Source organism: Henriciella marina (genome assembly GCF_027213945.1).
Classification (GTDB): Bacteria; Pseudomonadota; Alphaproteobacteria; order Caulobacterales; family Hyphomonadaceae; genus Henriciella; species Henriciella marina_A.
Map to the genome: position 1 here is coordinate 304,539 of NZ_JAPWGW010000003.1, position 13,035 is coordinate 317,573.

The 13,035-nt window shown below is 60.3% G+C and carries 11 protein-coding genes and 1 tRNA gene; 8 read left to right on the plus strand and 4 right to left on the minus strand.

Annotated elements, in window-relative coordinates:
- The first annotated feature begins 55 nt into the window (after nt 1–55).
- The 8 genes from carB to O4G74_RS10755 all read left to right on the plus strand — a co-directional run bounded on the left by carB (nt 56) and on the right by O4G74_RS10755 (nt 9,740).
- Nucleotides 56–3,334, plus strand: a complete 3,279-nt coding sequence (carB, locus tag O4G74_RS10720) for a carbamoyl-phosphate synthase large subunit (RefSeq protein WP_269402602.1) — start codon at nt 56–58, stop codon at nt 3,332–3,334.
- 69 nt (nt 3,335–3,403) lie between these two features.
- Nucleotides 3,404–3,877 (plus strand): transcription elongation factor GreA, encoded by a 474-nt coding sequence (gene greA, locus O4G74_RS10725; RefSeq protein WP_269402603.1) that lies wholly within the window; start codon nt 3,404–3,406, stop codon nt 3,875–3,877.
- A gap of 145 nt (nt 3,878–4,022) precedes the next feature.
- Nucleotides 4,023–5,117: a mitochondrial fission ELM1 family protein gene (locus O4G74_RS10730; protein ID WP_269402604.1), complete on the plus strand. Its 1,095-nt coding sequence runs from the start codon at nt 4,023–4,025 to the stop codon at nt 5,115–5,117.
- Nucleotides 5,118–5,194: 77 nt separating this feature from the next.
- On the plus strand, nt 5,195–6,112 hold the full coding sequence (locus O4G74_RS10735; RefSeq protein ID WP_269402605.1) for a cation diffusion facilitator family transporter: 918 nt from the start codon (nt 5,195–5,197) through the stop codon (nt 6,110–6,112).
- Between the two features lie 93 nt (nt 6,113–6,205).
- Nucleotides 6,206–7,174: a thioredoxin-disulfide reductase gene (trxB, locus tag O4G74_RS10740; protein ID WP_269402606.1), complete on the plus strand. Its 969-nt coding sequence runs from the start codon at nt 6,206–6,208 to the stop codon at nt 7,172–7,174.
- Nucleotides 7,175–7,321: 147 nt separating this feature from the next.
- On the plus strand, nt 7,322–8,461 hold the full coding sequence (locus O4G74_RS10745; RefSeq protein ID WP_269402607.1) for a serine hydrolase domain-containing protein: 1,140 nt from the start codon (nt 7,322–7,324) through the stop codon (nt 8,459–8,461).
- 7 nt (nt 8,462–8,468) lie between these two features.
- The gene (locus O4G74_RS10750) at nt 8,469–9,575 is read left to right on the plus strand and encodes an NAD(P)/FAD-dependent oxidoreductase (RefSeq protein ID WP_269402608.1); all 1,107 of its coding nucleotides are present in this window, start codon (nt 8,469–8,471) and stop codon (nt 9,573–9,575) included.
- Nucleotides 9,576–9,663: 88 nt separating this feature from the next.
- Nucleotides 9,664–9,740 (plus strand) — tRNA-Met (locus tag O4G74_RS10755).
- Between the two features lie 91 nt (nt 9,741–9,831).
- On the opposite strand, the gene O4G74_RS10760 is transcribed toward O4G74_RS10755, so the two are convergent.
- The 4 genes from O4G74_RS10760 to O4G74_RS10775 all read right to left on the minus strand — a co-directional run bounded on the left by O4G74_RS10760 (nt 9,832) and on the right by O4G74_RS10775 (nt 13,021).
- Entirely contained in the window at nt 9,832–10,107 is a 276-nt protein-coding gene (locus O4G74_RS10760; protein ID WP_269402609.1) for a hypothetical protein, read from the minus strand.
- Nucleotides 10,100–10,702: a DUF1989 domain-containing protein gene (locus O4G74_RS10765; protein ID WP_419715386.1), complete on the minus strand. Its 603-nt coding sequence runs from the start codon at nt 10,700–10,702 to the stop codon at nt 10,100–10,102. The genes O4G74_RS10760 and O4G74_RS10765 overlap by 8 nt, the downstream gene beginning before the upstream one ends.
- Nucleotides 10,699–11,373: a guanitoxin biosynthesis heme-dependent pre-guanitoxin N-hydroxylase GntA gene (gene gntA / locus O4G74_RS10770; RefSeq protein WP_269402610.1), complete on the minus strand. Its 675-nt coding sequence runs from the start codon at nt 11,371–11,373 to the stop codon at nt 10,699–10,701. The genes O4G74_RS10765 and gntA overlap by 4 nt, the downstream gene beginning before the upstream one ends.
- A 163-nt stretch (nt 11,374–11,536) precedes the next feature.
- Nucleotides 11,537–13,021, minus strand: a complete 1,485-nt coding sequence (locus tag O4G74_RS10775) for a PepSY-associated TM helix domain-containing protein (RefSeq protein ID WP_269402611.1) — start codon at nt 13,019–13,021, stop codon at nt 11,537–11,539.
- Nucleotides 13,022–13,035: the final 14 nt, after the last annotated feature.

Here is a 13,035-nt window from a genome sequence, read left to right on the forward strand (position 1 = left end):
GCGCCGCTATAGCGCACCCGTTTGACCATTGGTCATGAAATGACGAGGACATGAGATGCCAAAACGCACCGACCTTAAATCCATCCTCGTTATCGGTGCCGGCCCCATTATTATCGGCCAGGCCTGCGAGTTCGACTATTCCGGCGTTCAGGCGATCAAGGCCCTCAAGGATGAAGGCTACCGCGTTATCCTCGTGAACTCGAACCCGGCGACGATCATGACCGACCCGGACATGGCCGACGCAACCTATGTCGAACCGATCACCCCTTATTTCGTCGAAAAGATTATTGCGGCCGAAAAACCGGACGCGATCCTGCCAACCATGGGCGGCCAGACCGCGCTCAACTGTGCACTTGATCTCTACAAGGATGGCATCCTCGATAAGTATGGCGTCGAGCTTATCGGTGCGCGCGCTGAAGCCATCGAGATGGCCGAAGACCGCGGCCTCTTCCGCGAAGCCATGGACAGGATCGGGCTGGAAAATCCCCGCGCCACCATCGTCGCGGCGCCTGAAATCAAGAATGAGGCTGGCAAGATCACAGGCTATGACCGGATCGAAGGCCTGAAGCGTGCCATGGACGCGCTCGACTTTGTCGGCCTGCCAGCCATCATCCGCCCGGCCTATACACTCGGCGGCACAGGTGGCGGTGTTGCCTACAATGTTGAAGAGTATGAAGAGATTGTGCGCTCCGGCCTTGCTGCCTCCCCGGTTGCTCAGGTCCTTGTCGACGAAAGCCTCCTCGGCTGGAAAGAATTCGAGATGGAGGTCGTGCGCGACAAGGCCGACAATGCCATCATCATCTGCGCCATCGAGAATATCGACCCGATGGGCGTGCACACCGGCGATTCGATCACTGTTGCACCTGCCCTGACACTGACCGACCGCGAATACCAGATCATGCGCAACGCCTCTCTGGCAGTCCTGCGCGAGATCGGTGTGGAAACCGGCGGCTCGAACGTCCAGTTCGCAGTTAATCCGGACAATGGCCGTCTCGTCGTGATTGAGATGAACCCGCGCGTCTCGCGCTCATCTGCGCTTGCGTCCAAAGCCACCGGCTTCCCGATTGCAAAGATCGCTGCCAAGCTGGCTGTTGGTTACACGCTCGATGAACTCGACAATGACATTACCGGCGTGACGCCGGCCTCCTTCGAGCCGACCATCGACTATGTGGTCACCAAGATCCCGCGCTTCGCATTCGAAAAGTATCGCGGCTCAGAACCGACCCTGACGACTGCGATGAAGTCCGTTGGCGAAGCCATGGCCATCGGCCGCAACTTCCAGGAGAGCGTCCAGAAGGCGCTCTGCTCGCTTGAAACCGGTCTTACCGGCTTCAACGAATCTGAAGTTACCGGCAGCGAAGCGCTCCACTCCGCGCTTGCCCGCCCGACACCTGACCGCTTGCTCCACGTGGCGCAGGCCTTCCGCGAAGGCTTCAGCGTCGAGGACGTCTACAGGATCACCAGTATCGACCGCTGGTTCCTGCGCCAGATCGCTGGCCTAGTCGAGACTGAAGCCAATGTGCGCCGTGATGGGCTTCCAACTGACCGCTACAGCCTGACAGAGCTGAAGGCACAGGGTTTTTCAGATGCGCGCCTCGCTGAGCTGACTGGCCAGTCCGAAACCGCTGTCCGCGCAGCTCGTCACGAGATTGGCGTGCGCCCGGTCTACAAGCGTATCGACACGTGCGCCGCCGAATTCGCAGCCAAGACACCTTATCTCTACTCGACCTATGAACATCCGCCCTACGGCAAGACAGACGCCGATGATGAGGCCAACGTCTCTGATCGCAAGAAGGCGATCATCCTTGGCGGCGGTCCAAACCGGATCGGCCAGGGTATCGAGTTCGATTATTGCTGCTGCCATGCTGCGTTCGCAATGGAAGAAGTCGGCATCGAGTCGATCATGGTCAATTGTAACCCGGAAACCGTCTCGACCGACTACGACACCTCTGACCGGCTCTATTTCGAGCCGCTAACGCATGAGCACGTCTCCGAAATCATCGCCAAGGAACAGGGCAAGGGAGAGTTGCAGGGCGTTATCGTCCAATTCGGCGGCCAGACGCCGCTTAAGCTCGCGACGCCGCTTCATGACGCTGGCGTCCCGATCCTTGGCACCAGTCCCGTCAGCATTGATCTCGCCGAAGACCGTGAGCGCTTTGCCGCGCTGCTCGACCGCCTCGAGATCAAGCAGGCCCCGTCTGCGACCGTGCGCTCCGAGGAAGAAGCCCTGGAAATGGCACGCAAGCTTGGCTATCCGATCATGTTGCGCCCGAGCTTTGTGCTTGGTGGCCGCGCCATGGAAATCTGCCGCGATGATGATGATGTGCGGGCCTTCGCCAAGGAAGCGATGAAAGTCTCCGGCGACCAGTCGCTCTTCCTCGACCGCTATCTTTCTGACGCCATTGAGGTGGATGTCGATGCGCTCTGTGATGAGACCAATGTCCACGTCGCCGGCATCATGGAGCATATTGAAGAAGCGGGCGTCCACTCTGGCGATAGCGCCTGCGCCCTGCCGCCCTATACGCTTTCGGCCGACATCATCCAGCGCCTCTCCGATTCTGCAGCCGCGCTTGCGCGTGAACTGAAAGTCCGGGGTCTCATCAACATTCAGTTCGCTGTGAAAGATGATGAGATCTTCGTGCTGGAGGCCAACCCGCGCGCCTCGCGGACTGTCCCCTTCGTGGCGAAGGCCGTCAGCGCCCCGATCGCCAAGATTGCCGCCAAGGTCATGGCGGGCGCCTCGCTGACAGATTTCGACCTCAGCAATGCAAAACCGCGCCGCGTCGCGGTCAAGGAAGCGGTCTTCCCGTTTGCCCGCTTCCCGGGTGTCGATCCAGCGCTCGGCCCGGAGATGCGCTCGACCGGCGAGGTCATGGGCTGGGATGACGATTTCGGTGCGGCCTTCCTGAAGTCGCAGATCGCTGTGGATGTCTACCTGCCGCGCGAAGGCTGTGTATTCATCTCGGTGAAGGACAGCGACAAGGCCGCGGTCCTGCCGTCGGCGCGTGAGCTTGTCGACATGGGCTTCAGCCTTATCGCGACCAGCGGCACGGCCAGCTTCCTCGAAGAGAATGGCATTGCGGTTGATCGCATCAATAAAGTCATTGAGGGCCAGCCGCACATCGTTGATCGCATGATTAATGGCGGCGTCCAGCTCGTCTTCAACACGACCGAAGGCGCTCAGTCCCTCAAGGATTCGGCTTCAATCCGGCGAACGGCGCTGACCCGCAAGATCCCGTATTTCACGACACTCGCAGCCTCGATCGCATCGGTCCAGGGCATCCGCGCGCTGCGTGAACGCGAGCTTACTGTTCGCCCCTTGCAGCAGGCCTGACACAACCCCACTTGACGCAATTCGCGTTTAGACAGACGCTGACACGTTAAACAGACGGTTATTCTCGATATGCAAAGAACACCTATGACCGCCGAAGGGCACGCTGCCCTCGACGCAGAACTCAAGCATTTGAAGTCGGTTGAACGCCCGGCTGTCATCGCGGCCATCGCCGAAGCGCGTGAGCATGGCGACCTGTCGGAAAATGCCGAGTATCACGCTGCCAAGGAAAAGCAGAGCTTCATCGAAGGCCGTGTGGCTGAACTTGAAGACAAGCTCGCCCGTGCAGAAGTGATTGATGTGACCAAGCTCAAAGGCGACAAGGTCGTTTTTGGGGCCACCGTCACTCTCATTGACGCCGACACCGAAAAAGAAGTCACCTATCGCATCGTCGGTGAAGACGAAGCCGATATTTCCAAGGGCAAGGTGTCCATCCAGTCGCCGATTGCGCGCGCGCTGATCGGCAAGACGGTCGGCGACGAGGCAGAGGTCGCAGCACCCGGCGGCGCCCGCGTTTATGAGATCGAGAACGTCGAATTCAGATAGTCGGTGTGACGCAGAAAGTTTGAAAAGCCGGCAGGGTTCACCTTGCCGGCTTTTTCTTTTCCACATGAAAGCACGGGTGCATGCCTCTGCGAAAACTGGCACAAGATCAGCTTAACCATAACCGATCTGGAAAGGCGCACCCAGCATGGCTCCGGCCTCTCTTGCCGACGAACAGCTAGGCCCTTCGGTCTGGGGTGTCTCAGACGGACGCGCAGGCAATGCCGCGCAAGTCCGCGCCGTCATGCGCGCTTTGTCCAGTACTGGCCGTTGGATGCAGATTGCCCACATCGCCGGGCAGGGCCACCGTGAGACGCCAATCGTGCTTACGCCTCGCGCGCCATGGACGATGCTGCCGGGCGGGAACTGGCCCTTGCCCCTCGCTGCCCTGCCAAAAGACCAACGCAACCTGTTCCAGCCCCCCTTCCCTGATGTCTGGATCGCAGCAGGCCGCCGTAGCGCGCCATTCACTGCGCGCATGAGGGAACTGTCAGGCGGGCGAACACTGACCGTTCAAATCCTTGATCCAAAGACGTCACCAGACAAGTTCGACCTGCTCGTCGTGCCTCAACACGATGAGGTCAGCGGTTCCAATGTCATCCAGACGATTGGCTCTCCATCCCACTTTGCCGCCGATGATTTGGAAACAGCTGGTCAGGCGTTTGCCGATCTCGCCGACGAACAGGGCCAGTCCTGCATTGTTATCCTCGGCGGGAACTCGAAGGCCCATCGCTTCACCGAAGCCGTTGCAGATCGCCTCGAAGCCCAACTTGCGGCCCTCGCACAGCTGAAATGGCGCCTGCGCATCACCGCCTCCCGGCGTACCCCGGTTGAGATTATCGCCCGCTTCCGCGCATTCGCAAGGAAAGTGGGCGCCCGCTTCTGGTCCGGACCGCAGGACGGCCAGAACCCTTACCTAGCCTGGCTTCTCTATTCAGGGGCCGCCATCGTGACCGAGGACAGCGCCAACATGCTGTCAGACGCCGCCTGGCACGCCCTGCCAATCCACATCGCGCGCCTTGAAGGCTCCAGCCCGAAATTCGACCGCCTGCATGAAAGCCTCATCTCGCGCGGTTGCGCGCGCTGGTTCGATGGAACGCTCAGCCAGTGGCAGTACCCGCCGCTGCGCGAAGCAGACCGCGTTGCCGACGCCGTCATAGAAAAACTGATTGCCCGCCATCCACAGCCCGCGCTGAAAGACGTGAAAGATCAATCCATTGTCTTGCCAGAATGGTTGGAATGAGACGTAATCACATTCTCAACTAACTGTTTTTTCAGCATTTTTCTTGACTTCGACGCGAGTCCCACGATCTTGCAGGCATGGCCCACACGCATTCGCACGGCATTGGACACCACGAACACCGTCACCATCACGCGGTGACGGAGACGGCTGACGCACGCAAACGCGTCGCCATCGCTGCTTTCCTGACCTTCGCCTTCATGGGCGCAGAAGTTGTGGGCGGTATCATCTCCGGCTCACTGGCCCTTCTGGCAGACGCAGCGCACATGCTGACGGATGCAGGCTCGCTTGCCCTCGCCTGGGTCGGTTTCCGGCTTGCCGCGCGGCCTGCTGACGGCCTGCGCAGTTTCGGCTTTGCCCGCTTCAAGGTGCTCGCCGCCTTCGTGAACGGCCTCGCCCTGCTCGCTCTCGCCGTCTGGATTATCTGGGAAGCGATCAATCGCCTTCTTGAACCGCAGCCCATCCTTGGCGGCATCCTTCTAGGCGTGGCGATCGCAGGCCTCGTCGTGAATATCATCGCCTTCTTCATTCTGCATGGCGGCGATCATGATGACCTCAATATGCGCGGCGCCATCTGGCATGTCGCAGGCGACCTTCTGGGCTCCGTCGCAGCAATCGTTGCCGCCATTCTCATCCTTGCAACAGGCTGGACGCCAATTGACCCGATCCTTTCGGTTGTGGTTGCGCTGATTATCGCTGTCGGCGGTTGGCGGGTGACCCGCGAAAGCGCTCACATCCTGATCGAGGGCGTGCCGCCTGGCGTCAGCCCGGACGACATAAAAGAAGACCTCGAAGCCAATCTCGAGGACGCCGCCCGCGTCACGCACATTCATGCTTGGGCCCTGACAGAGCAGAAACCTCTCGTGACGCTCGAAGTGATCGCGCGCGAAGGGGCCTGTCTCGATACGGTTCGGCGCGCGGTGAAAACCCGGCTGCAACAACAGTTCGGCGTCGACCACGCGACGGTCGAGGTGCGCAAGGCGCCCAACCTGCCCTGACCGAGCGCACAGCTGCTACGCACCTAGGGGGCTTTATTCAGCGGCAAAGAATCCCCATACCTGTACCCCAGAACACAAAGACCGGAGCGGGTGATGAGCGAGACAATCCATTCTGAAATCCTGATCATCGGGTCCGGCCCGGCAGGCTGGACAGCCGCGATCTATGGCGCCCGTGCCCTGCGCGACACACGCGTCGTCGCGGGCCTCCAGCCGGGCGGCCAGCTGACCATCACCACCGAAGTGGAAAACTATCCAGGCTTCGCTGAAATCCAGGGCCCGGAGCTCATGGAAAAGATGCGTGACCATGCCGAGAAGATGGGCACCAATGTCTCCGAAGATCACATCGCCGAGGTCGATTTCGAGAGCCGCCCCTTCCGCGCCATCGGCGAGAGCGGCACGACCTATACCGGCGACGCGGTCATCATCTGCACAGGCGCACAGGCCAAATGGCTCGGCCTGCCATCAGAGGAAAAGTATCAGGGCTTCGGTGTCTCTGCCTGTGCGACCTGCGACGGCTTCTTCTATCGCGGCAAGGAAGTCATCGTCGTTGGCGGCGGCAACACGGCCGTTGAAGAAGCGCTCTTCCTGACCAACTTCGCCTCCAAGGTCACTGTCGTGCACCGCCGCGACAGCTTCCGCGCAGAGAAGATCCTGCAGGACCGCCTGTTCAAGCACCCCAAGGTCGAAGTGCTCTGGGATACGGTCCTTGAGGAAGTCCTCGGTGAAGACAATCCGCCCGGCGTTACCGGCGCGCGCCTGAAGAACGTAAAGTCTGGCGAAGAGGAAACGCGTGACGTGCACGGCGTCTTCATCGCGATCGGCCACGCGCCGCAGACCGAGCTCTTCAAAGGCAAGCTCGATATGAAGGCCAATGGCTACATCATTACCGAGGCGGGTACGACCAAAACGAATATTCCAGGCGTCTATGCCGCTGGCGACGTGACCGATGAGACCTATCGCCAGGCGGTCACGGCCGCTGGTATGGGCTGCATGGCCGCCCTCGAGGCCGAACACTGGCTGGAAGAACAGGTCGCCATCAACGAGGCCGTCGCCGCCGAGTAGTCGGCGCTATGAACGTAGTCGCCATTCCCACAGCAGACTAGTGACCTGCCACCCTTCAGCTATGCTCTGATCACATGCCCATTGCCGGGCGGCAGCCATGCTCCTAGTCTTTCTCGACAAAACGAGAAAGACGGGGAGGCAAGCGCCATGGCGAACGGCACGGTGCACGGAAAGGCTGACGAGAAATTCGCAGCGGTGCGAGAACAATTTGAGAAAAACCTGTCGAGCGGGGCCGATATCGGCGCGTCGTTCTGCGTGACCAAGGATGGCGAGACGATCATCGATCTCTGGGGCGGTCATGCCGATCCGGAAAAGACGCGGCCTTGGGAAAAAGACACCATCGTCAACGTCTATTCGACGACCAAGACGATGGCGGCGCTCGTCGCCCTCTATCTCGCCGACAAGGGTCTCATCGATTTCGATGCCCCTGTGGCTGAGTACTGGCCGGAATTTGCCGCCAACGGCAAGGAGAAGGTCAAGGTCTCGCACCTGATGAGCCATTCGGCAGGCCTGCCTGGCTGGACCGAGCCCACCGATAAGGACATGCTGTACGACTGGGACCTCGCGACCAGCCTTCTGGCCGCCCAGGCCCCCATGTGGGAGCCCGGCACAGCCCCCGGCTATCACGCGCTCTCGCAAGGCTATCTGGTTGGCGAGGTCATTCGCCGCGCCTCCGGCCGCACGGTTGGCACGGTCTTCGGCGAAGAGATCGCTGGCCCGCTTGATGCCGACTTCCATATCGGCCTGCCTGCCTCGGAAGATACCCGTGTCGCAGACCTGCAGCCGCCCCCTGCCCCGGCCGGCGGGATGAGCTTTACATCCGACATCAAGAAGGCGGCCTTCTCCAACCCGGCCATAGACGTCATGGAAACGCGCACGCGTGAGTGGCGCGGGGCCGAGATCCCGGCAGCTGGCGGCACCGGTAATGCGCGCTCTGTCGCCCAAATCCACACCATCCTCGCCAATGGCGGCATGTCCGGCGGAAAACGGTTCCTGTCGGAGGCCGGTTGCCGCAAGGCGCTCGAGTGCCAGGTTGAAGGAACAGACCTTGTGCTGGACATGCCCGTGCGCTTCGGCATGGGCTTTGGCCTTTCCGGGCCGATGTCGCCTGCCCTTCATGAGGAGGCGATGTTCTGGGGCGGGTATGGCGGCTCTATCGTGCTCATCGACATGGCCGCCCACACGACAATCGCCTACGCCATGAACCGCATGGAAGGCACGACCACCGGCGACATGCGCGCCATCGAACTTGCCGCAGCCACCTGGCAGGCGCTCGCCGCGACCTAGGAGTATCATGGAAACCCTTGAGGCAGACCTTGTCGTCATCGGCGCCGGCGTCATCGGGCTTGCCGTGGCCCGCGCCTGCGCCCGCAAGGGGCGCGATGTCATCGTGCTTGAAGCCGAAGACCTGATCGCGAGCCATACCTCCTCGCGCAATTCAGAAGTCATCCATGCCGGGCTCTATTATCCCCAAGGGTCACTGAAAGCGCGATTCTGCGTCGAAGGCCGCCGCAAGCTCTACGCCTATCTCCAAGACCACAGTGTCGAGTACAGGAATTGCGGCAAGCTCGTCGTCGCCCATCCTGAGGAAGAGGATCAGCTCTCAGATATCCTCTCCCGCGCCCGCGATAATGGTGTTGAGGACCTCAAAATCATCCCCGGCGTCGAAGCCCGGCGGCTGGAGCCAGCCCTCAGCGAAGACATAACTGCGGCCATCCACTCTCCGGTCTCAGGTATCTTCGACAGCCATGGCTACTTTCTCGCCCTTCAGGGAGAGCTGGAGGACGCAGGCGGCATGATCGCGTTCGGCACGCCCGTAACCGAAGGCGCGCGCACCGAAGAAGGCGTCGAGCTTATCACTGGCGGCAATGCTCCTTCAAAGATCACCGCCCGCACCGTCATCAATTGCTCCGGCCACCGTTCGATAGAGCTTGCCCGCCTGATCGACGCAGACATCGACCTGCCAGCACCGCACTATGTGAAGGGCAGCTATTTCAGCATACTCGGCAGGACGCCTTTTTCGCGGCTTATCTACCCGATGCCGGGCCGTGCCAGTCTCGGCCTGCACCTCACCGTAGACCTCGCAGGCCGCGGCAAACTTGGCCCCGACGCTGAATGGTTGGCGAACGATGCCAGACCTCCCTTCGACTATCAGGTCGATCCCGCACGCGCGCCACTCTTCTACGAATCTGCCCGCCGTTACTGGCCCGGCCTGCCGGATCGTGCGCTGACCCCGGACTATGCGGGCGTGCGGCCCAAGATCGTTGAGAAAGGCGCGCCCTCTGGCGACTTCATGATCCGCAAGGAAAGCGAACACCTCATTCACCTCATTGGCATAGAGAGCCCCGGCCTTACCTCTTCACTCGCCATCGCAGACCATGTCGCAGGCCTGCTGGATTAGGCGGTTGCACGAGCGAACGGCAATGTGTATTCAGCCCGCTTCGCAGCCCCTTATGTGGCAGGCCGCGAGACGCCCTATGGGCCCTATCGGTTCGGTAGCTCAGCTGGTTAGAGCGCACGACTCATAATCGTGAGGTCGGGAGTTCAAGTCTCCCCCGAACCACCACTTCATTTTCGTTTTATTTCGCAACGGTAGTCAGACGACCGACGCTCGTCGCTGCGCTTCAGGCTTTCGCGTAACGTGTCTTGCCCCAGTGTTAACTGGTCGCTTCACGCATACGCTTCGACTTCTGGCTCCGGGCAGGCTGCCAGAGGTATCGGTAGACCCCGAACAGGTTGATACCGAGCAGCACGATGTTCTGAAGCGCAAGTGGCGCCTCTTCCTGCATCGTGGAGGCCCAGACCCATGCGGCTGAGGATAGAGAGAAAATCAGAAAGCCGACACCAGACCATTTGGCCCCGGCATTCAAGGAAACCAGCAGTGCTGCGAGGATACATGAGAGCGAAGCAAACCATGTCAGGACATCAACCATGGTCTTGCTCCTCAGGCAGGAGTTCAAAGTCGATCGGCTTGTAGGTATGATTGTTGGACTGGCCTGCAGAGCAGGCGGTCAGCGCTACGATCATATCCATCTCGGCACGCAGCTGGATCGAATCTCCCGCCTTGCTCAGCGGGGGCCTGACTTCGATTTCGCCTGTGTCGCTATCTACCGCCACGCGCATGAAAATATTGAAGGCGATCGGCACCCGGTCTGGTTCAATGCCGTAAGGTTCCAGCGCCATCTCCAGATTGCCCTGACAGCCTGGCGGTGGATCGGTCTCATCATAGAGTTTGCGAAACATCTCACGCGAGCAGGGCGTAAGCGTGAAGTCATGGCGCTTTACGTCGTCGGCGATGATCTCGAACATCGGATTGCTCCGATTGGAGTAGAGAATGTCACCCGTCGTGAGAAACATCCTGCTCGCATAGTCGATGGAACGACCGGACGAGAGATACTCCTTCGTATCGGCCGCGCTGAATGCGACCATGTCCGAAACCTGTTCGCCCTGCGGGTCAGTGACCTTGAGGATTTCGCCTTTTTTCAGCGTGAAGCCCTTACCGGACCTCGGAGGGATTCTCACCGTCAACTTGCCAACTCCTTTTTCTCGAATGGACAGACCCAATCGGATTTGACCTCTCGGCCGCTATACTGCGCGGCGGCCGCGCCAAAACCGTGATCGGCCAGCATCGGATTGATCGACCCCGACAGCTCCTTGTCCCGCTCGCGAATGACGCTCTGCAATTTGTCGTACCGCCGGTCTTCCCGAAGCCGTTCGAACTGATCATGCGAATTGAAGACCAGCACAGGGTATTCGAACCGGCGCGCCGGCCGGGATGCAGCAGGATGCAGGCCAACCACGAAGAAGGGATGGCCGCCGAGGCTCATTGAAAAGTGGCTGGACTGAGGGTCCTCTGACACATTATCCGCCCAGGACCGACCGGCAGCGACGTCGAGATTGTGGAGCGACTGGAGCCGATCCCACAGCGCGCGCTCGAAGTCAGTCTCCGTCGGCGGTATTTCATCGGGAAAGATGGCGGCGAAGGATTGAACGACCGGGCTGTTCACATCGATGGCGCTGAGAAATTTCGTCAGCTCTCGCTGAAGCTCAAAATCGTCAGAGGTGCGCAGGATGGACCGGTAACAACGGGTTTCGAGCCCTTGGCGAACCAGTGCCGACTTGGCCCCAACGCAGGGAAAGTTGTCCGAAGAAATGAAATCTTCGAAGCGTTCTACAACCGGATCTTGGCCGTTTGTCATATGATGTCTCCATTAGACGAGCGCATCATAAACTCCGGCCGAAGTTTCATAGTTCCGATACCACCTCGCATTGAGGCGATTCATGGCACCGCAACTTATCCGAGGTTATTCGAATGAGTAGCTTTTCCGGCAAACAAGCCGGAAAACAGTTCCGCGTTCCCTTCTAGGGCCGCGCGGCGACTGCAGAAGAAGGCGTCGAAGACCGTTCTGACAGAAGGGGCCATACCATGAGCAGCAGACCTGCAATCATGAAGCATAGGCTGACAGCCCACACATGTGGCCACTGATAGCTTTCAGTGAAACGCACCGCGTGCACACCAACAGCGGCAAAGAATGAAACCCCCAGGCCAAATCGCATCCAGCGCGCTGTCTTCACCTGATCGCCCAGCACCAGCCCGAGCCCGCATAGCGCCACCGCTCCCAGCCAGAACAATCCAGTCAGGGTGACCATGCCGATACCGAGCAGGCTCACCGCCAGCGTTGCCGCCAGCAGGGCCGGGCTGCCCCAGACGAACGCCGCCCATGCCGCCTCAAGACGTGGCATGCCGCGCCCGGCTTCTGCCCGCTTCAGGAAGTAGATATTGAGACCTGCGGCCACCACGATGCAGAGGCCGACCCCCATTAGGAAATAGGCCACTTTCATGGCGAGCCCGCCAAAGTCGCCAAAGTGGAGCCGGTAGGTCGACATGGCGATCTGCTTGCCTGCTTCCCCGTCTGTATAGCCAGCCTTGCCGGTATAGGTGCCTGCTGCGTCAAACTCGTACATCTCGCCATAGGCCAGCCGGTCGGTGTGCTGGCCATAGATGGTGGTTTGCTGGCTTGCCGTACCGGGGTCGTGCACGATCGCAAGGAAAGGATTAACGGCAGGCGCCATCTCTTCCAGCGTGATCATCGCCGTACTGACATCGGCAAGCGGCGCCGGGCTCTCATCGATTTCGCCCTCGGCCCCGAAAATGGACTCGGTCAGCGCGCGAGGATCGCCGTCAAAGCTCGTCTGCGCGAGTACCATCGCCACCACAACGAACAGACCGATCATCGCACCGGTCAATGCGATCGCGATCGTGAAGGGCGCGGTCCAGACGCTGAGCCGGTTGTGCAAGTCGGCCTGCACCAGCCGAGCCTGGCCCTTTGTGCGCAGGCGGAATGCATCGCGGAAGATGCGCGGATGGGCCAGAAGGCCAGAGACCGCCATCGCGACCAGCATGACGCCCAGTATGGCGACCACGATCATGCCGAAACTGGTCGGCAGGCTGAGATAGTAGTGAAGATGGACAAGGAAGTCGTTCCACGGCGTCTCATAACCGCCCGTCATCGCCCCCTGCGCATTGGCCGTTTCCAGCCCGTCATCGCCGCCGACAACGAAACGCTGCCAGTTGTCGCGTGGCAGGTAGAGATAGAGATGGGTCGTGCTGGGTTGCGCCTCGAAGACATTATTGGCGGCCGCCTGCGCGACCTCTGGCGACACGGTCTCAACGGGTGCCTGAACCGGGTTTTCCCACCAGCCAATCTCGTCCTCGAACATCGCCACCGTGCCCGACAGGCAGACGATGAACATAAGCGCGCTGATCACTAGCCCCATAACCGAATGCGCCGACAGGGATCTGTCGACGCGCGCCTTGCTGGACTTTGGCCAGATGGAAGTCGCCATGAGAAAATTCCTTT